The organism is Aeromonas sp. ASNIH4 (assembly GCF_002934425.1).
Classification (GTDB): Bacteria; Pseudomonadota; Gammaproteobacteria; order Enterobacterales; family Aeromonadaceae; genus Aeromonas; species Aeromonas hydrophila.
In genome coordinates this window covers 4,248,674-4,275,416 of record NZ_CP026217.1, presented here as the reverse complement: position 1 = coordinate 4,275,416, position 26,743 = coordinate 4,248,674, and the positions used below count along the sequence as shown (strand labels likewise).

25 protein-coding genes are annotated in these 26,743 nt (G+C 61.8%); 20 read left to right on the top strand and 5 right to left on the bottom strand.

Translation table 11 applies throughout. From position 1 onward, the window contains the following. Window positions 1-199 precede the first annotated feature (199 nt). The 20 genes from C2U40_RS19960 to mutT all read left to right on the top strand — a co-directional run bounded on the left by C2U40_RS19960 (window position 200) and on the right by mutT (window position 22,911). Complete coding sequence (locus C2U40_RS19960) at window positions 200-496, top strand: hypothetical protein (RefSeq protein ID WP_017409426.1); 297 nt, start codon at window positions 200-202, stop codon at window positions 494-496. A 240-nt stretch (window positions 497-736) separates the two neighbouring features. After that, window positions 737-1,195 (top strand): division/cell wall cluster transcriptional repressor MraZ, encoded by a 459-nt coding sequence (gene mraZ, locus C2U40_RS19955; RefSeq protein WP_103827116.1) that lies wholly within the window; start codon window positions 737-739, stop codon window positions 1,193-1,195. Further along, window positions 1,196-2,134 carry a 16S rRNA (cytosine(1402)-N(4))-methyltransferase RsmH gene (gene rsmH, locus C2U40_RS19950; protein ID WP_011707587.1) on the top strand — a complete coding sequence of 313 codons (939 nt, stop codon included), beginning with the start codon at window positions 1,196-1,198 and terminating at the stop codon, window positions 2,132-2,134. A 3-nt stretch (window positions 2,135-2,137) separates the two neighbouring features. After that, window positions 2,138-2,452, top strand: a complete 315-nt coding sequence (gene ftsL, locus C2U40_RS19945; RefSeq protein WP_005305726.1) for a cell division protein FtsL — start codon at window positions 2,138-2,140, stop codon at window positions 2,450-2,452. Continuing rightward, complete coding sequence (locus C2U40_RS19940; protein ID WP_011707586.1) at window positions 2,449-4,203, top strand: peptidoglycan glycosyltransferase FtsI; 1,755 nt, start codon at window positions 2,449-2,451, stop codon at window positions 4,201-4,203. The genes ftsL and C2U40_RS19940 overlap by 4 nt, the downstream gene beginning before the upstream one ends. Continuing rightward, window positions 4,184-5,668 (top strand): UDP-N-acetylmuramoyl-L-alanyl-D-glutamate--2,6-diaminopimelate ligase, encoded by a 1,485-nt coding sequence (murE, locus tag C2U40_RS19935; RefSeq protein ID WP_103827115.1) that lies wholly within the window; start codon window positions 4,184-4,186, stop codon window positions 5,666-5,668. The genes C2U40_RS19940 and murE overlap by 20 nt, the downstream gene beginning before the upstream one ends. Then, a complete protein-coding gene (murF, locus tag C2U40_RS19930) occupies window positions 5,665-7,020 on the top strand; it encodes a UDP-N-acetylmuramoyl-tripeptide--D-alanyl-D-alanine ligase (protein ID WP_024945437.1) in 1,356 nt (451 codons plus the stop codon). Before murE ends, murF begins: the two co-directional genes overlap by 4 nt. Further along, window positions 7,014-8,096, top strand: a complete 1,083-nt coding sequence (mraY, locus tag C2U40_RS19925) for a phospho-N-acetylmuramoyl-pentapeptide-transferase (RefSeq protein WP_011707583.1) — start codon at window positions 7,014-7,016, stop codon at window positions 8,094-8,096. Before murF ends, mraY begins: the two co-directional genes overlap by 7 nt. Before the next feature lie 3 nt (window positions 8,097-8,099). Continuing rightward, window positions 8,100-9,383: a UDP-N-acetylmuramoyl-L-alanine--D-glutamate ligase gene (gene murD, locus C2U40_RS19920; RefSeq protein WP_029302059.1), complete on the top strand. Its 1,284-nt coding sequence runs from the start codon at window positions 8,100-8,102 to the stop codon at window positions 9,381-9,383. Next, window positions 9,380-10,561, top strand: a complete 1,182-nt coding sequence (gene ftsW / locus C2U40_RS19915) for a cell division protein FtsW (protein WP_181014721.1) — start codon at window positions 9,380-9,382, stop codon at window positions 10,559-10,561. The genes murD and ftsW overlap by 4 nt, the downstream gene beginning before the upstream one ends. Then, on the top strand, window positions 10,561-11,646 hold the full coding sequence (murG, locus tag C2U40_RS19910; protein WP_045788901.1) for an undecaprenyldiphospho-muramoylpentapeptide beta-N-acetylglucosaminyltransferase: 1,086 nt from the start codon (window positions 10,561-10,563) through the stop codon (window positions 11,644-11,646). Before ftsW ends, murG begins: the two co-directional genes overlap by 1 nt. Then, window positions 11,643-13,097 carry a UDP-N-acetylmuramate--L-alanine ligase gene (gene murC, locus C2U40_RS19905; RefSeq protein ID WP_016352177.1) on the top strand — a complete coding sequence of 485 codons (1,455 nt, stop codon included), beginning with the start codon at window positions 11,643-11,645 and terminating at the stop codon, window positions 13,095-13,097. The genes murG and murC overlap by 4 nt, the downstream gene beginning before the upstream one ends. Before the next feature lie 97 nt (window positions 13,098-13,194). Further along, on the top strand, window positions 13,195-13,947 hold the full coding sequence (locus C2U40_RS19900; RefSeq protein WP_017409434.1) for a cell division protein FtsQ/DivIB: 753 nt from the start codon (window positions 13,195-13,197) through the stop codon (window positions 13,945-13,947). Then, window positions 13,928-15,187, top strand: coding sequence for a cell division protein FtsA (ftsA, locus tag C2U40_RS19895; protein WP_103827114.1), 1,260 nt, complete (start codon window positions 13,928-13,930; stop codon window positions 15,185-15,187). Before C2U40_RS19900 ends, ftsA begins: the two co-directional genes overlap by 20 nt. Before the next feature lie 40 nt (window positions 15,188-15,227). Beyond that, window positions 15,228-16,379 (top strand): cell division protein FtsZ, encoded by a 1,152-nt coding sequence (gene ftsZ / locus C2U40_RS19890; RefSeq protein WP_005305686.1) that lies wholly within the window; start codon window positions 15,228-15,230, stop codon window positions 16,377-16,379. A 101-nt stretch (window positions 16,380-16,480) separates the two neighbouring features. Beyond that, a complete protein-coding gene (gene lpxC / locus C2U40_RS19885; protein WP_011707578.1) occupies window positions 16,481-17,404 on the top strand; it encodes a UDP-3-O-acyl-N-acetylglucosamine deacetylase in 924 nt (307 codons plus the stop codon). Window positions 17,405-17,544: 140 nt separating this feature from the next. Beyond that, the gene (locus C2U40_RS19880; protein ID WP_103827113.1) at window positions 17,545-18,450 is read left to right on the top strand and encodes a M23 family metallopeptidase; all 906 of its coding nucleotides are present in this window, start codon (window positions 17,545-17,547) and stop codon (window positions 18,448-18,450) included. A gap of 59 nt (window positions 18,451-18,509) precedes the next feature. Beyond that, the gene (secA, locus tag C2U40_RS19875) at window positions 18,510-21,230 is read left to right on the top strand and encodes a preprotein translocase subunit SecA (protein ID WP_011707576.1); all 2,721 of its coding nucleotides are present in this window, start codon (window positions 18,510-18,512) and stop codon (window positions 21,228-21,230) included. Between the two features lie 74 nt (window positions 21,231-21,304). Then, complete coding sequence (locus tag C2U40_RS19870; protein WP_103827112.1) at window positions 21,305-22,489, top strand: tetratricopeptide repeat protein; 1,185 nt, start codon at window positions 21,305-21,307, stop codon at window positions 22,487-22,489. 8 nt (window positions 22,490-22,497) lie between these two features. Next, complete coding sequence (mutT, locus tag C2U40_RS19865; RefSeq protein ID WP_016352173.1) at window positions 22,498-22,911, top strand: 8-oxo-dGTP diphosphatase MutT; 414 nt, start codon at window positions 22,498-22,500, stop codon at window positions 22,909-22,911. A 60-nt stretch (window positions 22,912-22,971) separates the two neighbouring features. On the opposite strand, the gene yacG is transcribed toward mutT, so the two are convergent. The 5 genes from yacG to C2U40_RS19840 are packed head-to-tail and all read right to left on the bottom strand — an operon-like array spanning window position 22,972 to window position 26,705. Beyond that, complete coding sequence (gene yacG, locus C2U40_RS19860; RefSeq protein WP_005305661.1) at window positions 22,972-23,166, bottom strand: DNA gyrase inhibitor YacG; 195 nt, start codon at window positions 23,164-23,166, stop codon at window positions 22,972-22,974. Between the two features lie 9 nt (window positions 23,167-23,175). Then, a complete protein-coding gene (gene zapD, locus C2U40_RS19855; RefSeq protein ID WP_024945431.1) occupies window positions 23,176-23,898 on the bottom strand; it encodes a cell division protein ZapD in 723 nt (240 codons plus the stop codon). A gap of 37 nt (window positions 23,899-23,935) precedes the next feature. Further along, window positions 23,936-24,550, bottom strand: a complete 615-nt coding sequence (coaE, locus tag C2U40_RS19850) for a dephospho-CoA kinase (protein WP_103827111.1) — start codon at window positions 24,548-24,550, stop codon at window positions 23,936-23,938. 18 nt (window positions 24,551-24,568) lie between these two features. After that, a complete protein-coding gene (locus tag C2U40_RS19845) occupies window positions 24,569-25,441 on the bottom strand; it encodes a prepilin peptidase (protein WP_103827110.1) in 873 nt (290 codons plus the stop codon). 22 nt (window positions 25,442-25,463) lie between these two features. Further along, complete coding sequence (locus tag C2U40_RS19840) at window positions 25,464-26,705, bottom strand: type II secretion system F family protein (protein WP_017409439.1); 1,242 nt, start codon at window positions 26,703-26,705, stop codon at window positions 25,464-25,466. Between the last annotated feature and the right edge of the window lie 38 nt (window positions 26,706-26,743).

Genomic DNA, 26,743 nt, shown 5'->3' with positions numbered 1-26,743 from the left:
AAACCAGCCTGCCAATGATAGTTATGATAGGAATAACAATAAGGCGGAGTCATTAGCAGTACGCTAACTAGCCAGCGGATAGCTCGAGTCATGATATGGGGGAAAGACAAGCAGCGCTAAAAAATAAAAACATGATGTATCTCAACAGTTTTCGATAGTTTTTGTCGACTGTTCATGTGGAATCCAGGATGTGATAAGCATGATAGCACGAGTAAAAAAGACCCCAAAAGCGGGCAAGGCGATCCAGAAATTTCTACTGTATTTGATTCTCGCCAATTTTGTATTGATGGGACTTTATGTCGTGCATGCCGGAGAGCTGGCATTTGGTACCAATATCCTGCTGACGTTCCTGCTGATTATCTACAATCTGCTGCTTTGCCAGCTGGTCTGTCTACGGGCTCGGCGTGCCGGGGATGGCTACATCATTTATCCCGTGGTCGGTGTTAGCATCATCTTGTGTGCCGTGGTGTTGTTCCGTTTCATTATTTCCCCCTGACAGAGTCGGCATTCAGGCCGGCAGCTAATTAATCGCTACACCTCTTGCTCAAATAACTTGTGGAAAATCAACTCATTTAATCCTCGCTGCTGAAACGCTGCGTCAATATGTTCCCCATGCCCGAGATCCTCGCTTGAAAAGCCCTCAGCACGTCCTTAAACTTCAAGGTGGGGAAAAGTGGATCAAAGTGGTTTTTATCGGGCGGTTTGCCCCCTTTAACTCATTTTCAGGGACTGCAATTTGTTGCGTGGTGCGCATGCCATCAGCCTCGACAGCAAGGGGCGATTGGCGATTCCGACCAAGTACCGTGATTGGCTGCGCGACGAAAGCGAGGGCCAGCTGGTCTGCACCATCGATATTGCCCATCCCTGCCTGCTGCTTTACCCCCTGAACGAATGGGAAGAGATCGAGCGCAAGCTCAAGACGCTCTCCAGCATGAATCCCCTTGAGCGCCGCCTGCAGCGGCTGTTGCTCGGGCATGCGACCGAATGCGAGCTGGACGGCAGTGGCCGTCTGCTGCTCAGCCAGCCACTGCGCAGCCATGCAGGGCTGGACAAGAAGATCATGCTGGTGGGCCAGCTCAACAAGTTTGAGCTGTGGGATGAAGCCCGCTGGCAACAACAGGTCAATGACGACATTCAGGGCCTGCCCGAAGACGACTGGGCAAGCTCGCCACGACTACAGGATTTCTCTTTATAAATGACCCAAGCCGCTGAACACATCACAGTGCTGCTGCACGAAGCCGTTGAAGGGCTGGCCATCAAGCCGGACGGCATCTACGTCGACGGTACGTTTGGCCGGGGTGGTCACTCTCGTCTCATCCTCCAGCAGCTTGGCCCCAACGGCCGGCTGATCGCCATCGACCGGGATCCCCAGGCCATTGCCGAAGCGGCCAAGATCCAGGATCCCCGTTTCGAAATCGTGCACGGCCCCTTCTCCGGCATTGCCTCCTATCTGGATGAACGCGGTCTGCTGGGCAAGGTAGACGGTTTCCTGCTGGATCTGGGGGTATCTTCTCCCCAGCTGGACGATGCCGAGCGCGGTTTCAGCTTCATGAAGGACGGTCCGCTCGACATGCGGATGGACCCCACCTCCGGTCAGAGCGCCGCCGAATGGCTGGCTCGCGCCGATGTGGACGACATCGCCTGGGTGCTGAAGACTTTCGGCGAGGAGCGTTTCGCCAAGAAGATCGCTCGTGCCATCGTGCACGATCGGGTCACCGAGCCCTATGTGCGCACTCGTCAACTGGCGGAGATGATTGCCCGCGTCAATCCGAGCAAGGAGAAGGGCAAGCACGCCGCCACCCGCAGCTTCCAGGCCATCCGCATCTACATCAACAGCGAGCTGGACGAGATCGAGACAGCGCTCAACGGAGCCCTGCAGGTGCTGGCACCGGAAGGTCGTCTCTCCGTCATCAGCTTCCACTCGCTGGAAGATCGGCTGGTGAAGCATTTCATTCGCAAGCATGAGAAAGGCCCGGAAGTGCCGCACGGCATTCCGTTGACCGAGGCCCAACTGGCCGGCGGTCGCAAATTGAAGTCGGTCGGCAAGGCGCTCAAGCCTTCCGAGCACGAGGTCAATGAAAACAGCCGATCCCGCAGCTCTGTGCTGCGGGTCGCCCAGCGGTTGGCGGAGTAAGCCATGAGCGAGGTGCGCGTCCATCTGGCCAGGGAGATCCTCGGTGATCTCTGGCGGCACAAGCTGCAGGTGGTGCTGGCCATCGCCGTGCTGATCACCGCCTTTGCGGTGATCCTGGTGACCAACATGACCCGCGGTCTGACGGCCAAGCAGAACGACCTGATGGCGGAGGAGGATCGCCTCAACATCGAATGGCGGCACCTGTTGCTGGAACAGGGCACGCTGGCCGAGCACTCCCGGGTGGCGAGTCTGGCCATGGACAAGTTGCAGATGGCTCGCCCGCTGGTGACCACCGAGAAGGTAATTACACAACCATGAAACGCAAGGCTTCCGCCAAGGCCCAACCCAAGGTCAAAGCTCCGTCACTCTATCCGTGGCGCTTTCGCACGCTGGTGTTCTTCATCGGCATTGCGTTTGCCGGCTTGATCCTGCGACTGGCCTGGATCCAGGTGATCGACCCGGATCGGCTGCGCCAGGAAGGGGACATGCGTTCGCTGCGTACCACCGCCACTCAGGCGGTGCGCGGCATGATCACCGATCGCAACGGCGAACAGCTGGCGGTGTCGGTGCCGGTGGAAGCCGTTTGGGCCGATCCCAAGACGGTGCACGAGTCTGGCGCCATCCATAACGAGCGGGCCTGGCTGGCCCTGTCCGCCGTGCTCAAGCTCGACATCAATACCCTCAAGCACCGCATCTCCAATCCGAGCAAGCGCTTCGTCTACCTGCAGCGTCAGGTGACGCCGGCGGTGGCGGAATACATCAAGGGCCTCAAGCTGGGTGGCATCTATCTGCGCCCCGAAGCGCGCCGTTTCTACCCGACCGGCGAGATCAGCGCCCACCTGGTGGGGGTAACCAACATCGACGGCAGCGGCATCGAGGGGATCGAGCGCAGCTACAACGAGTGGCTGACGGCAACCCCTGGCGAGATGCGGGTGCGCAAGGACAGGCAGGGCCGAGTCATCGAGCGGCTTGGTCTGGTCAAAGAGGGCAAGAACGCCAACGACTTGCAACTGAGCATCGATCAACGGGTGCAGGCGCTGGCCTACCGGGCGCTCAAGCGCGCCACCGACGAGAACAAGGCGACCTCCGGCTCCATGGTGATGCTGGACGTCAAGACCGGCGAAGTGCTCGCCATGGTCAACACCCCCTCCTACAACCCCAACAACCGCGGTCAGTACCAGAGTTTCCGGGTACGCAACCGGGTGGTGACCGATACCTATGAACCAGGCTCCACCGTCAAGCCGCTGATCCTGCTCAGCGCGCTGCAGGCCGGCGTCACCAGTTGGAAGGACACCATTCCGGGTGGCCCGCTGTTTATCGGGGCCAAGCAGATCCGCGACGTGAGTATCCACAAGGCCACCAACCTGTACGACATCCTGCGCTACTCCTCCAACATCGGCATGTCGCGCATCGCGCTGCGGATGCCGGCGCAGGAGATGATCAACACCCTCAGCATGGTGGGCTTCGGGATGGACACCGGCAGCGGCCTGATGGGTGAGAGCAGCGGTATGCTGCCCCAGCGCCGGCGCTGGTCCGACATCGAGCGTGCCACCCTGTCGTTCGGCTATGGCCTGCGGGTCACCCCGCTGCAGCTGGCCTCTGCCTATGCCACCCTGGCTAACAAGGGCAAGCGGGTGCCGCTCTCCATCGTCAAGGTGACCGAGCCGCCCAAGGGGGAGCAGGTCATCGATCACAACAACGCCACCGCCATGTTGCAGGCGTTGGAGTACGTGGTCAGCAATGCCATTCCGAAAGCGCAGATCCCCGGTTACCGGGTCGGTGGCAAGAGTGGTACCGCCAAGGTCGCGGTCGCAGGTGGCTACGGCAAGGACTACATGGCCTGGTTCGCCGGTTTCGCCCCGGCCAGCAATCCCCGTTTCGTCATGGTAGTGGTGATCAACGAGCCCAAGGGCGACGCCTACTACGGTGGCGCCGTTGCGACGCCGCCGTTTGCCGAAGCCATGGGCGGGGTGCTGCAGCTCTTCAATATTCGTCCTGACGCGGTGCCGCCTGCGGTGCCCACCAAACTTGCCCGTACGGAGGCTTCCAATGTTGTCCCGCGCACTTGATCAACTGATGCGCCCCTTTGGCATTACTGCCCCGGCGCTCGCGCTTAACGACATCCAGCTAGACAGTCGGCGGGTAGGGCCCGGTTGTCTCTTCGTGGCGATTCGCGGGCATCAGGTGGATGGCAGACGGTTTATCGAACAGGCGGTGGCTCAGGGAGCGACCGCCGTACTGTTTGAAGAGGACGGTGAATTCGTGGCACCGGCGCTGAGCGTGCCTTGTCTCGGGATCCCGGATCTGCCAGCCAGGCTCTCCGAGCTGGCCGGCTATTTCTACGACCAGCCGGCCGGCAAGCTGGATCTGGTGGGCATCACCGGCACCAACGGCAAGAGCACCACGGCGCTGCTGGTAGCCAACTGGCGCACCCTGCTGGGGGGCAAGGCCGGTGTGATGGGCACCATAGGCAACGGCCTGTTCGGCGAGCTGGTGGAAGCGGAAAACACCACCGGCAGCGCGGTGCAGGTGCAGGCGAATCTGGCCGCTCTGCAAGCGCAGGGGGCGGATCTGATGGCGATGGAGGTGTCCAGCCACGGCCTGGTACAGCATCGCGTCGCGGCCCTGCCGTTTGCCGCCGCCGTGTTCACCAACCTGAGCCGGGATCATCTGGACTATCACGGCACCATGGAGGCCTACGGCGCCGCCAAGGAAGAGCTGCTGAAACTGGTGGACGAACCCTGCGCCGTGCTCAATGCCGATGACCGGCTGGGCCGCCAATGGCTGGCTGCCTATCCGGCCGCCGTGGCGTTCAGCGTGCACGGCCCGGTGGCCGGCCACCCGGGGCGACAGCTGACGGCGCAGGATCCCCATTTCCACCAGCAAGGTTTTCGCACGCAGATTAACTCCAGCTGGGGGAATGGTGTATTATCCGCCCCCTTGCTCGGGCGCTTCAACGTCAGCAACGTGCTGGCAGCGATGGGCGCCATGCTGGTGCTCGGTTATGACTTTGACGAGTTGCTGGCCAGCGCGCCGCAACTGCAGCCGGTAACCGGCCGCATGGAGTGCTTCGGTGGCGGCAAGGCGCCGCTCGCCGTGGTTGATTACGCCCACACGCCGGATGCGCTGGAGAAGGCCTTGCAGGCCCTGCGGGTGCACTGTGAAGGGCGGCTCTGGTGCCTGGTGGGTTGTGGTGGCGACAGGGATCGCGGCAAGCGGCCCATGATGGCCGCCATGGCCGAGCTGCATGCGGATCGCGTGATCCTGACCGATGACAATCCCCGTACCGAGGAGCCGGCCCGGATCATGGCCGACATGGTGGCGGGTCTTCGCGATCCTGGCGCCGTGCAGATCGAGCACGACAGGACCAAGGCAATCCAGCTGGCACTGAGCCAGGCGAGCAAACAGGACATCATCCTGGTGGCCGGTAAGGGCCACGAGGATTATCAGATCATTGGAACCGACAAGCGGCACTACAGCGACCGGGAAACCGTCGCGGCCGCCTTGCACACATTATTGGAGTCATTCGCATGATGACCCTCAGGCTTGCCGAGCTGGCGCAGGTACTCGATGCCCGTCTGATTGGTGAAGACGGAGCGATCACGGCTGTCAGCACCGACACCCGTACCCTGGGCGCAGGCGCGCTGTTTGTTGCGCTGCGCGGCGAGCGTTTCGATGCCCACGATTTCTGCGAGCAGGCCGTGGCCGCCGGGGCATCGGCCCTGCTGGTCGAGCGTGAACTGCCGTTGGCGATCCCCCAGCTGGTGGTGACCGACAGTCTCAAGGGACTGGGTCGCCTCGGCCGGCTGGTGCGCGAGCGGATCAACCCGAAAGTGCTGGCCATCACCGGCAGTTGCGGCAAGACCACGGTGAAGGAGATGGCGACCGCCATCCTGCGTCAGGAAGGGGAAGTGCTGGCCACCGCTGGCAACTTCAACAACGAAGTGGGGGTGCCGCTGACCCTGCTGCGCCTCGAGCCGCAACACCGGTTTGCGGTGATGGAGCTGGGGGCCAACCACCCGGGCGAGATCGCCTGGACCACCTCGCTGGCCAAACCCGATGCAGCCATCATCAACAATGTGGCGGCGGCCCACCTGGAGGGTTTCGGCTCGCTGGAAGGGGTATTCCACGCCAAGAGCGAAATCTTCGAGGGGCTGGGTGAAGGTGGCTGTGCCATCGTCAATGCCGACAACGAATTCTGGCCGAAGTGGCAGGCCCGCGGGATCCAGTGCGCCTTCTCCATCGAGGATCAGCGTCAGCCGTTCCATGCCAGCAACGTGGTGATCAACCAGCAGGGCTGTGCCGAGTTCGTCATGGTGACCCCGCAGGGTGAAGTGAGCCTGACCCTGGCCATTCCGGGCCGCCATAACGTGGCGAACGCCCTGGCCGCCGCCGCCGGCACGCTGGCGCTCGGCGCCTCGCTCGCCTCGGTCAAGGCCGGGCTCGAGCAGATGGCACCGGTCAAGGGCCGTTTCTGCGTCCAGCGCTGGGGTGGTCTCACCCTGGTGGACGACACCTACAACGCCAGCGTGGAGTCCGTGCTGGCGGGCATCGATGCCCTGACCGCGATGAGCGGCTACAAGGTGCTGGTGTTCGGTGACATGAAGGAGTTGGGTGAGGAGTCCGCCGAGCAGCACGCCCGGGTCGGACGCCACGCCAGCGAGCGCGGCCTCGATGCCGTGCTGACCGTAGGGGAACAGAGTCGCCACACCGCAGATGCCGCGGCTGGCCGACATTTCGATAACAAGGCGTCGTTGTTTGAAGTGCTTGCGCAAATGATAAATACACATCAAGAAATCGCCATCCTGGTCAAGGGGGCCCGCGGCTCCCGCATGGAAGATATCGTCGAGATGGTCAAAGACCGTCAGGAGTCAGCCACATGCTAGTCTGGCTGGCGGAACTGCTCACCCCGCACTTCACCTTCTTCAACGTCTTCTCCTACCTGACGTTTCGCGCCATCCTGTCGATCATCACCGGCCTGGTGGTGGCGCTCTGGATGGGGCCGCGCCTCATCCGCCGCCTGCAGATCCTCAAATTCGGCCAGGTGATCCGCAATGACGGTCCGGAGTCGCACCTGAGCAAGAAAGGCACCCCGACCATGGGCGGACTGATGATCATCGCCGCCATCTTCATCTCGGTGCTGCTCTGGTGCCGCCTCGACAACCCCTATGTCTGGCTGGTGCTGTTCGTGCTGGGGGCCTATGGCGCCATCGGCTTCGCCGATGACTACCTCAAGGTGGTGCGCAAGAACACCGACGGCCTGATCGCTCGCTGGAAGTACTTCTGGCAATCCGCCGTTGCGCTGGGGGTGGCCGTGTTCCTTTATGCCACCGCCACTCACGACGGTCAGACCCAGCTGGTGGTGCCCTTCCTCAAGGATGTGATGCCGCAACTCGGGCTGATGTTCATCGTACTGACCTACTTCGTCATCGTCGGTACTTCCAACGCGGTCAATCTCACGGATGGCCTGGATGGTTTGGCCATCATGCCGACCGTGATGGTTGCGGGGGGATTCGCCTTCATCGCCTGGGCCACCGGCAACGTCAATTTCGCCAACTACCTGCATATTCCCTATGTGCCCTATACCTCCGAGCTGGTGATCGTCTGTACCGCCATCGTCGGGGCAGGTCTGGGTTTCCTCTGGTTCAACACCTACCCGGCCCAGGTGTTCATGGGGGACGTGGGCTCCCTGGCGCTGGGCGGCGCGCTCGGCACCATCGCCGTGCTGGTGCGTCAGGAGTTTCTGCTGGTGATCATGGGCGGCGTCTTCGTGATGGAGACCGTCTCGGTGATCCTGCAGGTGGGGTCCTACAAGCTGCGCGGCGTGCGCATCTTCCGCATGGCACCGATCCATCACCACTATGAGAAGAAGGGCTGGCCGGAGCCGCGCGTCATCGTGCGCTTCTGGATCATCACGCTCATGCTGGTGCTGCTCGGCCTCGCCACCCTGAAGGTGAGGTAAGCCATGGTCATCATCATCGGACTCGGCAAAACCGGACTCTCCTGCGTCGACTACTTCCTCGGCCGTGGCGTGACGCCGCTGGTGATGGACACCCGCGCCAATCCGCCGGGCAAGGACGAGCTGCCCCCCGAGGTGGAACTCATCCACGGGCTGGATGGCGAACTGCTCAAGCAGGCGCACATGATAGTGGCGAGCCCGGGCATTGCCCTGGCAACGCCCGAACTGCAAGCGGCTGCCGAGTTTGGGGTGCGCATCGTCGGCGACATCGAGCTGTTCGTGCGCGAGACCCAGGTGCCGGTGATCGCCATCACCGGCTCCAACGGCAAGAGCACGGTCACCACCCTGGTGGGTGAGATGATCGCCGAGGCGGGGCTCAAGGTCGGGGTGGGTGGCAACATAGGCACGCCGGCGCTGGAGCTGCTCAAGCAGCCGATGGATCTGTGCGTGCTGGAGCTCTCCAGCTTCCAGCTGGAGACCACCCACAGCCTGCGCGCCGCCGCCTCCGTGGTATTGAATCTCAGTGAGGACCATATGGATCGCTATCAGGGCATGGCCGACTACCGCGCCGCCAAGATGGAGATCCATCAGCACTCCCAGCACATCCTGATCAATCGCGACGATGCCCAGACCCTGCCCGACGTGGGCCAGGTGTGGCAGAGCTTCGGCCTCGACTGCAACGGCTACGGCCGCTGCGAGCTGGATGGCCGTCACTGGCTGACCCTGCACGGCGAGCCGTTGCTGGCGGTGGACGAGATGAAGATCGTCGGCGCCCACAACCAGGCCAACGCGCTGGCCGCCATGGCCCTGTGCGATGCGGTCGGCATCCCGCGCGAGCCGCAGTTGCGAGTACTGCGCCGGTTCGAGGGGCTGCCCCACCGTGCCCGCTTCGTGCGGGAGGTGAACGGGGTGCGCTGGATCAACGACTCCAAGGCGACCAACGTGGGGGCGACTCTTGCTGCCGTTGCCGGTGTGCGCGAGTCGGTGAAGGGCCGTCTGCTGCTGCTGGCCGGTGGTCAGGGCAAGGGCCAGGATTTCGGCCCGGTGCAGGCGCTGCTCGGCAGCCAGATCGATCACATGTACTGTTTCGGCCAGGATGCCGAGGTGCTGCTGGCACTGGGTGAGCAGACCGAGCGGGTGGCGGATCTGGATGCCGCGGTCGCCAAGGCGGCTGCCGATGCCAGACCCGGCGACTGGGTGCTGTTGGCGCCGGCCTGCGCCAGCCTGGACCAATTCAAGTCTTTCGAAGCGCGCGGTGATCGTTTCACCGAGCTGGTACAGAAGTTATGAACGCCCTTCGCGCAGTCGCAGGCTTCTTGCAGCGCTGGCTGTTGCCGGCGCGCCCTGCAGGTCTCTATGACCGGCAGCTGGTCGTGCTGGCGCTGGCGCTGATGGCGGTGGGTCTGGTGATCGTGGCCTCCGCCTCGATCCCGGAGGGGATCGCCATCAACAACGATCCCTTCATGTTCGTGAAGCGTCACGGCCTGTTTCTGCTGATGGCGCTCGGCATCTCCTGGTTTGTGCTGCAGGTGCCGATGGCGCGCTGGCAGCACTACAACGGCACCATGTTGCTGCTGGCCATCGTCATGCTGGTGCTGGTATTGCTGGTGGGCCGCAGCGTCAACGGCTCGGTGCGCTGGTTGCCGCTTGGCCCGTTCAACCTGCAGCCGGCCGAGTTCGGCAAGCTGGCGCTGTTCGTCTATCTGGCGGGTTATCTGGTGCGCCGTCAGAGCGAGGTACGTGAGCGCTTCATCGGTTTCATGAAGCCGATGGCGGTGTTGTTCGTGGTGGCCATCCTGCTGCTGGCCCAGCCCGATCTGGGCTCGGTGGTGGTGATGTTCGTCACCTCGCTCGGCATGCTGTTCCTGGCCGGCGCCCGCCTGGTGCAGTTCATCGGTCTCATCCTGGTGGGGGTGAGCGCCGTGGTGACCCTGATCATCGCCGAGCCGTACCGGATGCGACGGGTGACCTCTTTCCTCGATCCTTGGGCCGATCCGTTCGGCAGCGGCTACCAGCTGACCCAGTCGCTGATGGCCTTCGGCCGTGGTAGCTGGTTTGGCGAGGGGCTTGGCAACTCCATCCAGAAGATGGAGTACCTGCCGGAGGCACACACCGACTTCGTGTTCGCCATCCTGGGTGAAGAGCTGGGCTATGTGGGCGTGCTGGGCGCGCTGTTTCTCATCTTTGCGCTGGCAATCAAGGCGCTCAAGCTGGGGCACCAGGCGCTGGTGGCCGAGCGACTGTATGAAGGCTATCTGGCCATCGGCATCGGCATCTGGTTCAGCTTCCAGACCTTCGTCAACGTGGGGGCAGCCAGCGGCATGATGCCGACCAAGGGGCTGACCCTGCCGCTGGTCAGTTATGGTGGTTCGAGCCTCATCATCATGATGGTGGCGGTGAGCATGTTGATTCGTATCGATTTCGAGTTGCGCCAGGCCAGTGCCCAGGCGCGCGTGCGGGAGGTTTAGTGAGCAAGACGCTGTTGGTGATGGCAGGCGGTACCGGGGGCCATGTGTTCCCCGGCTTGGCCGTGGCTGATCGCCTCAAGGCCCAGGGCTGGACCATTCACTGGCTCGGCACCGCCGACCGGATGGAGGCCGAGCTGGTGCCTGCCCATGGTTACCCCATCTCCTTCATCGATATCCAGGGGGTGCGTGGCAACGGCATCAAGCGTCTGCTGGTGGCGCCCTATCGCATCGTCAAATCCGTGCTGCAGGCGCGCCGGGTGCTCAAAACCATTCGCCCCGACGTGGTGCTCGGCATGGGCGGCTTTGCCTCCGGCCCGGGTGGCGTGGCGGCCTGGCTGTCCGGTATCCCGCTGCTGCTGCACGAGCAGAATGCTGCCGCAGGCCTGACCAACAAGTTGCTGGCTCGCCTCGCCAAGCGGGTGCTGATGGCATTTCCGGGCGCCTTTGCGCCGAGCCGTCGCACCGCCGTGGTGGGCAACCCGGTACGCCCCGAAGTGGTGGCGCTGCCGGATCCCCAGTTGCGCAGCGGTGCCGAGCCACTGCGGCTGCTGATCGTCGGTGGCAGCCTGGGGGCCCGGGTACTCAACGAGCAGGTGCCGCCAGCGGTGGCGGCGGCCGGCGTGCCCATCGAGGTGCGTCACCAGTGTGGCAAGGGCAATCGGGATGCCGTGGCCGAAGCCTACGCCAAAGAGGGCGTTGCGGCCGAAGTGAGTGAATTTATCAAGGACATGGCCGGTGCCTATGCCTGGGCCGATCTGGTGGTGTGCCGGGCGGGGGCGCTGACCGTCTCCGAAGTGGCTGCCGCCGGGGTGGCCGCCATTTTTGTTCCGCTGCCCCACGCGGTGGATGATCACCAGACCCGCAACGCCCTGACCCTGGTCGACGGCGGTGCGGCTGAATTCCTGCCCCAATCCGAGCTGACGACGGCCTCGCTGGCCGCCCGTCTCTCCTGGCTTGCCGGGCGCAGGGAAACCCTATTGAACATGGCCCAGGCCGCCCGTCGCGTGGCCATTACCGATGCCGCCGAGCGGGTTGCCGACGAGTGCAAACGCCTGGCGACCGGGCAGATTGAGAGAGAACTATGACCAAGGTTGAACTGGCAAAACTGCGTACCGTTATCCCTGAAATGCGCCGCGTGCGTCGCATCCACTTCATCGGCATCGGTGGTGCCGGGATGGGCGGTATCGCCGAAGTGCTTGCCAACGAAGGGTATCAGGTAACCGGCTCGGATCTGGCCCGCAATGCGGTGACCGAGCGACTCGAGTCCCTTGGCGCCCACATCTTTGTCGGCCACAGTGCCGAGCACGTGAACGAGGCGAGCGTGGTGGTGGTCTCCACCGCCATCAAGCAGGACAACCCCGAGCTGCTGGCCGCCCGCGAGCTGCGCATCCCCGTGGTGCGCCGCGCCGAGATGCTGGCCGAGCTGATGCGCTTCCGCCACGGCATCGCCATCGCCGGCACTCACGGCAAGACCACCACCACCAGTCTGGTGGCGAGCATCTATGCCGAAGCGGACCGGGATCCGACCTTCGTCATCGGTGGCCTGCTCAACAGCGCCGGCACCAATGCCCGCCTGGGCAGCAGCCGCTATCTGATTGCCGAGGCGGACGAGAGCGACGCCTCCTTCCTGCATCTGCAGCCGATGGTTTCCATCGTGACCAACATCGAAGCGGATCACATGGACACCTATGGTGGCGACTTCTCCAGGCTGAAGGCCACCTTCATCGACTTCCTGCACAACCTGCCATTCTACGGGCTGGCCGTGGTGTGCGTGGATGATCCTGTGATCCGCGGCATGTTGCCGGAGATCGCCCGTCCCACCATCACCTACGGCCTGAGTGATGATGCCGACGTGCAGGTGCTGGACTTCGTGCAGACCAGCAACCGCAGTCGCTTCCGGGTGCGCCGCAAAGATGCCGGCGAGCTGGAGGTGACCCTCAATCTGCCCGGCATCCACAACGCGCTCAATGCCGCCGCGGCGATTGCGGTCGCCACCGAGGACGGGATCGGCGATGATGCCATCATCCGGGCGCTGGCCAAGTTTGAAGGGGTGGGTCGCCGCTTCCAGCAATATGGCGAGTTCGAGACAGGGCGCGGCAAAGCCATGCTGGTGGACGACTACGGTCACCACCCGAGCGAGGTCAAGGTCACCATCAACGCAGCTCGTGCCGGCTGGCCCGAGAAGCGGTTGGTGATGGTGTTCCAGCCGCACCGCTACACCCGTACCCGCGATCTCTACGAAGACTTCGCGGACGTGCTCTCCAAGGTGGACGTGCTGGTGATGCTGGAGGTTTATGCCGCCGGTGAAGAGCCCATTCCGGGCGCCGATGGCCGCGCCCTGTGCCGCTCCATCCGCTCCCGCGGCAGCCTGGAGCCCATCTTTGTCGCGACGCCGGACGATGTGCCGGCGGTACTCGCCGGGCTGGTCGGCGAGGGCGATCTGGTGCTGACCCAGGGGGCAGGGAACGTCGGCGCACTGGCTCGCCGTCTCGGCGAGATGAAATTGAGCATCGAGAGCATGAAATCCGGCGCCTGAGGGCCCAATGAGTATTTTGACCGCCAAGCCGGGGCCTATATAATGGCGAACCGGTCTGCAAAGGGCCGGCATGGCGCGTTAAACGGGGATCGATCGGGTGGAGGCAAGGGCACAAGGGCGCACCAAGGGGGGCTTCATCGCCGGGGTGGGATTTTTCATCCTGGTCATGTGGGGCCTCTACCAGACCGCGCTGGATGTTAAAGATTGGCTGACGGATGCCAATCGGTTGCCCATGAGCGAGCTGTTGCTGCAGGGGCAACACCAGTATTTGCAAACCGATGAACTGCGCAGCGCCGTGCTGGATGGCGCCGAGTTGCGCAACTTCTTCGAGTTGGATGTGAACGAATTGCAGGCGCGGTTGAACGCCTTGCCTTGGGTGGCCCAGGTCTCGGTACGCAAGAAGTGGCCCAACAAGATCAAGGTCTACCTCACCGAACAGGCGGTCGCGGCCCGCTGGAATGGCAACCGCTTCGTCAACACCAAGGGTGAGGTGTTCAGTGCGCCGGACAGGGTGAAGACCCCCCTGATGCAGCTGTCCGGGCCAGAAGATCAGGCCGTCAAGGTGCTGGAGGCCAGCCGCCAATACGAGGCGCAGCTGGCGGCCAGAGGGTACAAGCTGCTGGGGGTGAATCTGACCCCTCGCCATGCCTGGGAACTGACCCTGGATGGCAACATTCAGCTGTTTTTGGGGCGCTCGGATATCGCGCTTCGACTGCAGCGGTTTATCGATGCCTTTCCGGTCATCGAGCCTCGTGAGCGGGTTGCTTATGTGGATCTTCGATACGACACCGGAATGGCAGTTGGCTGGAAGAAGAACGAAGAGAAAGTGAATGACCAAAACCGCAGATAGAAATCTGATTGTCGGGCTGGATATCGGCACAACCAAGGTGGCGGTTCTGGTTGGCGAAGTGCTGCCAGACGGTGAGCTCAATGTCATCGGCATGGGCAGTCACGCCTCTCGCGGCATGGACAAGGGCGGGGTCAACGATCTTGATTCCGTGGTCAAGTCCCTGCGTCGCGCGGTGGAAGAGGCTGAAATGATGGCCGACTGCCAGATCAGCTCCGTCTATCTGGGGTTGTCCGGCAAGCATATCGACTGTCGCAATGAAACCGGCATGGTACCCATCTCCGATGAAGAGGTGACCCAGGAAGACGTGGACAACGTCATCCACACCGCCAAGTCGGTACGGTTGTCCGATGAGCTCCGGGTGCTGCACGTGCTGCCCCAGGAGTTCGCCATCGACTACCAGGAAGGGATCAAGAACCCGGTCGGCCTCTCCGGCGTGCGGATGGCGGCCAAGGTGCACCTGATCACCTGCCACAACGACATGGCTCGCAACATCGAGAAATGCGTGGAGAAGGTGGGTCTGCGGGTGGATCAGCTGATCTTCTCCGCACTGGCGTCCAGCTACGCCGTGCTGACCGAAGACGAGAAGGAGCTGGGTGTCTGCGTGGTGGACATCGGTGGCGGCACCATGGACATGTCGCTGTTTACCGGCGGTGCCCTGCGTCACACCAAGGTGATCCCGTACGCCGGCAGCACGGTGACCAGCGACATCGCCTATGCCTTCGGCACCCCGCCGCTGGATGCGGAGGCGATCAAGGTGCGCTATGGCTGCGCCCTCGGCCGGCTGGTCAGCAAGGAAGACAATATTGAAGTACCCAGTGTCGGCGGTCGTCCGGCGCGCAGCCTGCAACGGCAGACACTGGCTGAAGTGATTGAGCCCCGTTACACCGAGTTGCTCTCCATGGTGAATGATGAGCTGGTGCGGGTACAAAGCGAATTGAAAGCGCAGGGGGTCAAGCATCAGCTTGCAGCCGGTGTGGTCTTGACCGGCGGCGCTGCCCAGATCGAAGGCATTGTGGAGTGCGCAGAGCAGATCTTCCAGAGCCAGGTCCGGGTAGGGGAGCCCATGAATATCCGGGGATTGAGTGATTATGTGCAGGCGCCTGTGTACTCGACCGCGGTCGGGTTGCTGCAGTATGGCCGCACCCATCAATCCACCGGCAATAGCAAGGAATATGCCGCCAAGGCAAGCGTAGGTGGGCTGGTCAAACGGGTCAGCAACTGGTTGCGTGGCGAGTTCTAAAAGATTTTGCTGAGTCAGGCAAATAAAGCGGAGAGACAACATGTTTGAATTTATGGATAGCCACACTGACGAAGCCGTCATTAAAGTGATTGGTGTGGGTGGCGGCGGCGGCAACGCGGTCGAGCACATGGTTCGTCAAAACATCGAAGGCGTTGAATTCATTACCGTCAACACCGACGCCCAGGCTCTGCGTAACTCCAGCGCCAACACAACCCTGCAGATCGGCGGTGGCATCACCAAGGGTCTGGGTGCCGGAGCCAATCCGGAAGTGGGTCGTGATGCGGCCATGGAAGATCGGGAAGCGCTGCGCGAGCTGCTGACCGGCTCCGACATGGTGTTCATCGCCGCCGGCATGGGTGGTGGTACCGGTACCGGTGCTGCACCGATCGTGGCCGAAGTGGCTCGCGAGATGGGTATTCTGACAGTTGCTGTCGTAACCAAGCCGTTCTCCTTTGAGGGGAAGAAGCGGATGGGCTTCGCGGCTCACGGCATCGAAGAGCTGTCCAAGAACGTCGACTCCCTGATCACCATCCCCAACGACAAGTTGCTGAAGGTGCTGGGCCGCGGCATCTCCCTGCTGGACGCCTTCAAGGCTGCCAACGATGTGCTGCTTGGCGCGGTACAGGGCATTGCCGAGCTGATCACCCGTCCGGGCTTGATCAACGTCGACTTCGCGGACGTGCGTACCGTGATGCGTGAAATGGGTACCGCCATGATGGGTACCGGTTCCGCCTCCGGTGATGACCGTGCCGAAGAAGCGGCCGAGAAAGCCATCTCCAGTCCGCTGCTGGAAGACGTGGATCTGGCCGGTGCCCGTGGCATCTTGGTCAATATCACCGCCGGCATGGACATGACCATCGAAGAGTTCGAAACCGTGGGTAACGCGGTCAAGGCCTTCGCCTCCGAGAACGCCACCGTGGTGGTGGGTACCGTAATCGACCCGGAAATGCACGACGAACTGCGCGTGACCGTGGTTGCCACCGGTATCGGTGCCGAGCGCAAGCCCGACATCACGCTGGTGAAGAACAACATGGTACAAGAGCGTCCGGCCCGTCAGCCCCTGATCAGCGAAGCCCTGCAGTCTCGCGTGATGGAAGAGGCCCCGGCCAAGGTGGTCAACGCCGAGCCGCAAGCTCGTCGCGAACCGGATTATCTCGATATTCCTGCGTTCCTGCGCAAGCAAGCTGACTAAGCCTCCAATGACGCTGGTTTGTTTGTTGCTTAAGGAATGTGCTAAGATGGCCCGGCAACGACCATCTGGTCAGGAATTTGAGCTGTTAAGCGGATACGCCCATGATTAGACAAAGAACCTTGAAAACGAGTGTCCAGGCCACCGGTGTCGGCCTGCATTCGGGCCGGAAAGTCACAATGACGTTCCGTCCGGCGCCTGTTAACACAGGGATCGTTTACTTGCGTACCGATCTGAATCCTGTGGTAGAGCTGCCAGCCAATGCCGATCAGGTGCGTGATACCGTGCTTTGTACCGCTCTGGTCAATGAAGCCGGTGTCCGAGTCTCTACCATTGAGCACCTCTCTGCCGCGCTGGCCGGGATGGGCATCGACAACCTCTATGTCGAGGTTGATGCGCCCGAGATCCCGGTGATGGACGGCAGTGCGCACCCCTTTATCTACCTGCTGCAAGAGGTCGGTATCCGTGAACAGAATGCGCCCAAGCAGTTTGTGCGGATCAAGCAGAGCATCCGGGTTGAAGACGGCGACAAGTGGGCGGAATTCCACCCCTATCGCAACGGCTTCAAAATGGATCTCGAGATCGACTTCCAGCATCCGGTATTTGAAGGACGCAATCAGCGTTGCGTGCTGGACTTCTCCGGTGCCTCTTTCGTGAAAGAGATCAGCCGTGCTCGTACGTTCGGTTTCATGCGTGATATCGAGTACCTGCGTTCCCAGAACCTGGCGCTGGGCGGAAGCCTGGAAAACGCCGTGGTGCTGGATGACTATCGGGTACTGAACGAAGATGGCCTGCGCTATGAAGATGAATTCGTCAAACACAAGATGTTGGATGCGATCGGTGACCTTTACATGTGTAACCGCAGCATCATTGGCGAATTCCGTGCCTACAAGACCGGCCATGCCCTGAACAACAAGCTGCTGCGTGCCTTGCTGGCCAAGCAGGAGGCCTGGGAACTGGTGACCTTCGAGGGTGAGGGCGACAAAGCGCCCATCGCTTACTACGATAACGGTCTGGTTCTGGCCTGATAGCTGTGCAACGGAACGTCGGTCCTCTCTCCGCACCGACGTTCCGTTATTTGTTTACTCCATTCTGTAATACCGATTATCTCCCGGTTTTATTTCCCGTGCGGGCCAATGGCCACACCTGACCGAGCAGACTGATTTCTATGAGCATTACCCTGATCCTCAATGGCAAGCAGCGACGCAAGTTGCACTTACCGAAACGACGTCTGGCTTGGGTCGGCGGTATCTTCTTCACTGTATTGGCCCTGAGTGGTGGCTGGCTCTGGCAGAGCTGGCATCAAAAAATGGAGGCGCTGGAAGTCGCGCTGGCCATGGCCGAACAGCAAAAATCCACGCAAGGGGCAGATGAAGCCCGCGAACAGCTCGCCATGCTGGCCGCCCAGGTGGGCACCATGCAGGGGCAGTTGGGTCGTCTCAACGCGCTCGGCGAGCGGCTGACCGAAAAGGCCGACCTCGATCCCGAAGAGTTCAATTTCAAGGAGCTGCCCCCCATGGGCGGCCCCTCCTATGATGCGGATCTGGAAGTCAGCCTCAACGAGCTGCAGGACTCCATGAAGCATCTCAGCCAGCAGCTCAGCAGTCGTGAAGAGCAGCTGTCGGTACTTGAATCTTTCATCATGAATCACCATATAACCGATGCCGGCTTTATTTCCGGAACACCGGTCAAGCAGGAGCGGGTTTGGGTCTCCTCTGGCTTCGGTGGCCGGGTCGATCCGTTCAACGGTCGTGCCAAGATGCACAAAGGGGTGGATTTCCGTGGCAAGCCCGGCACCCCCATTCTGGCGACGGGCCCAGGGGTTGTGAGCTGGGCGGGCCGTCATCCGGAATTTGGCAACATGGTGGAGATCAACCACGGCAATGGGTTGGTGACCCGCTATGCCCACAACTCCAAGTTGCTGGTCGAAGTGGGCACCCTGGTCGATGAGGGCCAGAAAATTGCCTTGATGGGACGCACCGGTCGCGCGACCGGGGTCCATTTGCATTACGAAGTGTTGAAAGATGGTCGTCAGGTGGACCCCGCGCGTTTTCTCAATGCCAGACGGGGTTAGGTTTTTTTCTCCAGGTTCCAGTGACGGAACACTTATATAACCAGAAATAGTTGGTACCCATGATTAGCACACTGCTTACCAAGATTATCGGCAGCCGGAACGACAGAACGCTCAAGGCTCTGCGCAAAATTGTAAAACAGATCAATGCGATGGAGCCTCAGTTCGAAGCTCTGTCCGATGCACAGCTGCAGGCCAAGACGGCCGAGTATCGTCAGCGTCTGGAGCAGGGTGAGACACTGGAGCAGTTGCTGCCGGAGGCCTTTGCCACCGTGCGTGAAGCCTCTCGCCGGGTGTTCGGCATGCGTCACTTCGACGTCCAGCTGATCGGTGGCATGGTGCTGAACTCCAACCGCATCGCCGAGATGAAGACGGGTGAAGGTAAGACCCTCACCGCGACCCTGCCGGCCTACCTGAATGCCCTGAGTGGCCGCGGTGTGCACGTGGTGACCGTGAACGATTATCTGGCCAAGCGTGACGCCGAGGCGAACCGCCCGCTGTTCGCCTTCCTCGGCATGACCGTCGACTGCAACGTGCCCGGCATGGACGCGTCCCAGAAGCGTGACGCCTACGCCGCCGACATCACCTACGGTACCAACAACGAATTTGGTTTCGACTACCTGCGCGACAACATGGCGTTCTCGCCCGAGCAGCGTGTACAACGTCCGCTTAACTACGCGCTGGTGGATGAGGTGGACTCGGTACTCATCGATGAAGCCCGTACCCCGCTGATTATCTCCGGCCCGGCTGAAGACAGCTCCGAGCTCTATATCCGCGTCAACAAGCTGATCCCGCTGCTGGTCAAGCAGGACAAGGAAGATTCTGAAGAGTACACCGGCGATGGCCACTACACGGTGGACGAGAAGAACCGTCAGGCGCTGCTGACCGAAAACGGCCAGATCTTCGTGGAAGAGCTGCTCAAGAAAGAGGGGCTGCTGGCCGAGGATGACTCCCTGTTCTCCGCCACCAACATCAGCCTGCTGCACCACGTCAACGCCGGCCTGCGCGCTCACACCCTGTTTGAGCGCAACGTCGACTACATCGTCCAGAAGGACGAGATCGTCATCGTCGACGAGCACACCGGCCGTACCATGCCGGGCCGTCGCTGGTCCGATGGTCTGCATCAGGCGGTCGAGGCGAAGGAAGGGGTCAAGATCCAGAACGAAAACCAGACCCTGGCCTCCATCACCTTCCAGAACTACTTCCGTCTGTACGACAAGCTGGCGGGCATGACGGGTACTGCTGATACCGAAGCTTTTGAATTCCAGCAGATTTATGGCCTGGATACCGTGGTTATCCCGACCAACAAGCCGATGGTGCGCAAGGACATGGGCGATCTGGTCTACCTGACCGCCAACGAGAAGTATGCCGCCATCATCGAAGACATTCGCGGCTGCGTCGAGCGCGGCCAGCCGGTGCTGGTCGGTACCGTCTCCATCGAGAACTCCGAGCTGCTCTCCGGCATCCTGACCAAGGAGAACATCCCGCACAAGGTGCTGAACGCCAAGTTCCACGCCATGGAAGCGGAGATCGTCGCCCAGGCAGGCCAGACCGGCGCCGTCACCATCGCTACCAACATGGCCGGTCGTGGTACCGACATTGTGCTCGGCGGCAACTGGCAGGCAGAGATTGCCCAGCTGGAGAACCCGACCGAGGCACAGATCGCCGAGCTGAAAGCGGCCTGGCAGGTGCGTCACGATGCGGTACTGGCCGCTGGTGGTCTGCACATCATAGGTACCGAGCGCCACGAATCCCGTCGTATCGACAACCAGCTGCGCGGCCGTTCCGGTCGTCAGGGCGACCCGGGTTCCTCCCGTTTCTACCTCTCCATGGAAGATACCCTGATGCGGATCTTCGCCTCCGATCGCGTCACCGGCATGATGAAGAAGCTGGGGATGGAAGAGGGCGAGGCCATCGAGCACCCGTGGGTGACCAAGGCGATCGAAAATGCCCAGCGCAAGGTGGAAGGTCGCAACTTCGACATCCGCAAGAGCTTGCTGGAGTTCGACGACGTGGCCAACGACCAGCGCAAGGTGGTCTACGAGCAGCGCAATGAGCTGCTGGACACCAGCGATATCTCCGAGACCATCCACGTCATCCGTGACGATGTCTATGGCGCCATCATCGACGAGTACATCCCGCCGCAGTCCCTGGAAGAGATGTGGGACGTGCCGGGTCTGGAAGCCCGCCTGAAGTCCGACTTCGCGCTGGATCTGCCGTTGCAGCAGTGGCTGGCGGAAGACGACAAGCTCTATGAAGAGAAGCTGCGCGAGCGCATCCTGGATGAAGCCACCAAGCTCTATGCCCACAAGGAAGAGCTGGTCGGCAAGGAGGTGCTGCGCAACTTCGAGAAGGCGGTGATGCTGCAAACCCTGGACGGCCTGTGGAAAGAGCACCTGGCGGCCATGGATCACCTGCGTCAGGGCATCCATCTGCGCGGTTACGCCCAGAAGAACCCCAAGCAGGAGTACAAGCGCGAATCCTTCGATCTGTTCACCCAGATGCTGGAAACCCTCAAGCGCGACGTGGTCAGCATCCTGAGCCGTGTACAGGTTCAGGAGCGCGATGTGGAGGCGATGGAAGAGCAGCAGCGCCAGCAGGCCGAAGCCGCTCCCCGCACCTACACCCATGCGGCAGCCGACAACCAGCTGGCTGATGACGAGGCCCAGGCCGAGGCGGCTCCGGTTACCTTCGTGCGGGACGAGCAGAAGGTGGGACGCAATGACCCCTGCCCGTGTGGCTCAGGCAAAAAATACAAGCACTGCCACGGTCAGTTGACCTGATAGCGCAATGACGATGATGCACCGCCTCCGGGCGGTGCATTCATTTCCGGCAGGCAAAGAAGGAGAGCCGTGCGATGAGCAAGATGCCGACAGGATGGGATACTACAGCCCACAACAGCTGGCTGGCCGGCCAGCGCCAGGTGGCCATCCAGCAACTGCTGGCCCGGCTTAACGGCAGCACGGCCAAGCCGGTAGCCTTGCAGCTGCAGTTTGCCTATTACCTCTTCCTGTGCGACGACCCGGCTTCCGCGGCGCAGGTGCTGGAGATGGCCCACAAGGCTGAACCCGGCAATGACGAGGTGTTGCGCAACCTCTGCGCTTGCCTGTCGCGGGCCGGTCAGTACGAGCTGGCAGTGGCACGCTTGCAAACCCTGCTGCAGCGCGTCCCCGACGATTTCCATGCGCTGGACGCCCTCTGCGCCTCGTTGGCCAAGCTGGATCGCCACGATGAGGCCGCCCTGGCGGGAACCCGCTCATTGAGCCTGAAGGCCCGGTCGGCGGGTAAGGCGCCACCATCCTGGTCATTGCCTGCGGTAGAACCGGCCGTCTGGTTGGCCGATTGCAGTCGCAAGCCGGATGTCATCGCTTTTTCCCTGTGGGGTAGCGAGCCTCGCTATCTGCGGGGGGCCATCGACAATGTGCTGGCGGCGGCCTACCTCTACCCGGGCTGGCGGGTGCGCTTCTACGTGGATGAGAGCGTGCCGGCCGAGTTGCTCGCTGCGCTGCGCGAACTGGGGGCCGAGCTCTTGTTGCAACCTGCCGGTCAGCCATTGCGTCAGCGTCTGTGCTGGCGTTTCCAGGTGGCCAATGATCCATTGGTGGGGCGCTTTCTGGTGCGGGATGTGGATTCGGTGCCGGGTGTGCGCGAGCGACTGGCGGTACAGGAGTGGCTTGCATCGACGCGCTGGTTTCATATCATGCGCGACTGGTGGAGTCATACCGATCTGGTGCTGGCGGGGATGTGGGGTGGGGTGGCCGGCGTATTGCCGCCGTTGGCGCCCCTGCTGGAAGGCTATCAGCCCGACGTGATGGAGACGCCGAACATCGACCAATGGTTTTTGCGCGACCAGCTCTGGGGTTATCTCTCGCAGAGCTGTCTGATGCACGATCGCTGCTTCACGCCGCCAGGTGCCATTCCCTGGCCGCAGCCCTCCCCTGGCGGGAGCGAGCATGTGGGGCAGGATATCTTTACGGCACAAAGGGAGCCGCAGGCCCGTCGGCTGGCGCCCTGGATTGCCCGTTTGCCGTGTTTACGTTGAGGACAATGATGGAACAGAAGAAACGGATCTGGGTGGCGGTCGGCGTCATCGAGAACGAACGGGGCGATATCTTCATCGCCAAACGCTCCGCCGATCGCCATCAGGGGGATCGCTGGGAGTTTCCCGGCGGCAAGGTGGAAGCCGGGGAGGATCTGCTTACCGCGCTGGATCGCGAACTGTGGGAAGAGATCGGGATCCGGGTACAGGATTGCGCCCCCTTCATGGAACTGCATCACGACTACCCGGACAAGCAGGTGCTGCTGGATATCTGGAAGGTGACCCGCTTCAGCGGCGAGCCGTTCGGCAAGGAGGGGCAGGAGTGTCGCTGGGTGCCGCTGGCCTCGCTGCACGAGTACCACTTCCCCGATGCCAATGGCCCGATCGTGACGCGCCTGCAGGCATCGCTGGCCGCACAGGGCTGATGTGAGCCGCAGTGCATACCAAAACAAAAAGGGCCGTATCGGCCCTTTTTGTTTGCTGGCTTATTGCCACTGCTCCCCTTCTTCGGGGTAGGGCAGCAGCTCCGGGTCTATTTCCCCCGGGATCCGCTTCTCCTCGTCGGCCCACTCGCCGAGATCGATCAGCTGGCAGCGCTTGCTGCAGAACGGGCGAAACGGGCTTTGCGGGCCCCATTCCAGCTCGGTTTGGCAGGTCGGGCACTTTACTTTGGTCACCATGAATGCTCCTCAGCAGCAGGCAAGCTGGAAGGGGACGTCACCGATCTGCTGCTCCGTGGTGGGCAGGAAACGCAGGGCGAACCGGTTCTTGTGGCCGCTCAGGGTGGGGTAGCACTGCTGGGTGCCGGTCAGACGGATGCGGATCAGCTCGGCGCTCTCGGCGGTATCCTGGAAGAAGCCGTTGACGGCAACCTGTTCGCTGAAGTTGCCGGACTCACGCCACAGCCGCAGCAGCAGGGAGATGGCGTTCATCAACAGGTTGATGTCGCTCAGCCACAGCTGCATCTGCTGATGACGGGCGATGGCCGGGGTAGCGAGCCAGTGGTGCAGTTGCGGCACGTCGAAGGCGCACAACCCGCCCGGAATGGAGAAGCGCTGGCGAATGGAGCCGAGCAGCCGATCCTCTTTGAGGCGGGCACCGGGACGCGGGGCACTCAGCAGATTGCGGGACAGCTGGGCGCTCTCCTGTTGCATCTGGCTGATCTGCTCCAGGTCGACATCGGGCAGGCTGGCCCAGTGGCTCAGGCGCTGGCCGAGGCGCTCCAGATCCTTGATCAGATCGGCGCGCAGGTCGCCGCGTTCCAGCAACTCCTGCAGGTCGAACAGACCCTTGAAAAAGGCGATATGTGCCCAGGACTGGTCGCTCTCCAGATTGTCGCGGATCTGGGAAAACAGGGACTCCAGACGAAGATAGGTCCGGCTTTTTTCATTGAGGGGAAAATCGTAAATCATGCCTAATCCTGGCCAGCCATAAACCGGCCTAGTGTACTCACAGTTGGCGGGCTTGTTGAGAGGCAAATGCCAGATATGTCTCGTGCAGCGCTAAAATTCGGCTCTTTATTGCCTCGGGCGTGCCATTCTGGTTGTCCAGCACATCGTCGGCTGCCGCCAGCCGCTCGGCCCGGCTCGCCTGGGCGGCCAGGATAGCTTGGGCCTGCTCGTGGCTCACGCCGTCCCGGCGGCAGGTACGCTCAATCTGGGTTGCCTCGTCCACGTCGATCACCAATACCCGATTGGCCAGGGCAGTGAGCCGGTTTTCCACCAGCAAGGGCACTACCAGCAAGCAATAGGGGGAGCGAGCAGCCGCACACTGGCGCTGCATCTCGGTGCGAATGAGGGGGTGGAGCAGGGCGTTGAGCCAGCCCTTGGCCTGCGGGTCAATGAAGACCCGCTCACGCAGCCGACGACGATCGAGCTGGCCAGCGGGAGTGATGATTTCTGAGCCAAAATGGGCGGCGATGGCGGTGAGGGCCGGGGTACCGGGCTCGACTACCTCGCGGGCGATGACGTCCGCATCCACTACTTCGATGCCGAGCTCGGCAAATTGATTGGCAACCGTGGTCTTGCCGCTGCCAATTCCGCCGGTGATTGCGACTACATACATGGGTCAGTGCTGCCTTGGTCAGAGAAACGTCGTGAGGTACCAGCGGGTGATGGTATCGCCCCACAGCAGCGCGATCCAGCCGGCGATGGCCAGATAGGGGCCGAAGGGGATGGGTTTGTTCTGATGATGGTTGCGCAGCAGGATCAGGCCTATGCCCATGAGGGCGCCAACTAGGGAGGAGAGCAGCAGCACGATGGGCAGCGCCTGCCAGCCGAGCCAGGCACCCAGCGCCGCCAGCAGCTTGAAGTCGCCATAGCCCATCCCTTCCTTGCCGGTCAGCAACTTGAAGGCCCAGTAGAGGCTCCAGAGCACCAGATAGCCAGCCATGGCGCCGATCACCGCATCGGCCAGCGGTGCAAATCCCCCAGCCAAATTGAACAGCAGGCCGCCCCACAGCAGTGGCAGGGTAAGCTGGTCTGGCAGCAGCATCTTGTCCAGATCGATGAAAGTGAGTGCCACCAGTACCCAGGTGAGCAGCAGGGCGGCCAGCAAGCCCCAGCCCGGTGGGAATGTTGCGGCGACGATCAGCGAGAGCAGGGATGTCAGCAGTTCCACCAGAGGATAACGGGCCGAGATGGGGGCCTGGCATTCACGGCAGCGCCCCTTGAGCCAGAGCCAGCTGAGCAGGGGGATGTTCTCTATGGCCGTGATGGCGTGGCCGCAATGAGGGCAGGCAGAACGCGGCACCATCAGGTTGTAGCGCTCTTCCTGCTGCGGCTGTGTCTCTGGATTGAAATAGCCGAGATATTCGGCCTGCCACTCTCGCTCCAGCATGATGGGCAGGCGATGGATCACCACGTTGAGAAAACTGCCGATCATCAGGGAAAAGAGGAATACCAGCGAGAAATAGAGCCAGGGCAGGCTGTGAAAAACGTCAGTGATCAGCAACATTGAGTCTCGGATTGATGGGGGATCAGTGGATCACCGATCCTAGTTTGAAGATGGGTAGATACATGGCGACCACCATGCCGCCGACCAGCACCCCCAGCACCACCATGATGAGAGGTTCCAGCAGGCTGGTGAGGCCGTCGACCAGATCGTCCACCTCCTGCTCGAAGATGGTGGCGACCTTGGAGAGCATATCATCGATGGCGCCAGACTCCTCGCCGATCATTACCATCTGGATCACCATGTCCGGGAACAGATCGACGGTGCGCATGGCCACGTTGATCTGCATACCGGCCACCACCTCGTTACGAATGGCCATGACAGCGGTGCGGTAGACATAGTTGCCGGAGGCGCCTGCCGCAGAGACCAGAGCATCCACCAGCGGGATGCCGGCGGAGAAGGTAGTGGAGAGGGTGCGGGCGAAGCGGGCCATGGCGGCCTTGTGCAATATCATGCCGACCACGGGGATGGTCAGTACGAACTTGTCGGTGTTGTCCTTGACCTTCTGGGAGGCGCGCCAGGCGCGCACGTAGAGAAAGATGGCTAGCGCTATGCCGCCAAAGATCACATACCACCAGTTCTGCATGAAACGGGAGATGCCGATGACGAATTGGGTGAAGATGGGCAGCTCGGCGCCGAAGCTCTTGAAGATGTCTTCGAACTGGGGAATGACGAACAGCAGCAGGATGGAGGTAACGACAATGGCCACCAGGATGACCATGGTGGGGTAGAACATGGCTTTCTTGATCTTGGACTTGAGGGCTTCCGATTTCTCGCGATAGGTGGCGATACGATCGTAGATGGTCTCCAGAGCGCCGGACTGCTCGCCAGCCTCCACCAGATCGCAGTAGAGATCGTCAAAGTGACGGGGATGGCGGCGCAGTGCCTCGGACATGGGCGTGCCGGTCTCCACATCGGCGGCAATCTGGCCCATGAGCTCGCGCATGGCCGCCTTCTCGTGGCTGCGAGCGATGATCTGCAGGCTTTGGACCAGAGGTACGCCGGCTGACAGCATGGTGGTGATCTGGCGGGAGACGACGGCGATGTCCATCGGTTTGATCTTGGCGCCGCCCTTGGAGAAGAGCCCCTGGCTCTTCTTGCTCACCTTGGTGACGTTGACACCCTGTTTGCGCAGCTCTGCCTTGACCGTGTTGATGCTGTCGGCCTGCAATTCGCCGGAGACCTTCTGGCCCTTGCGATTCACCCCGCTCCAGCGAAAGGCGAAGACTTTCTTGGGGGCATTCTGTTTCTGGGTTAGCGTTGCCATCACTGCGTCCTGCAATGGGGCTCGGGTTGCTCGTCATG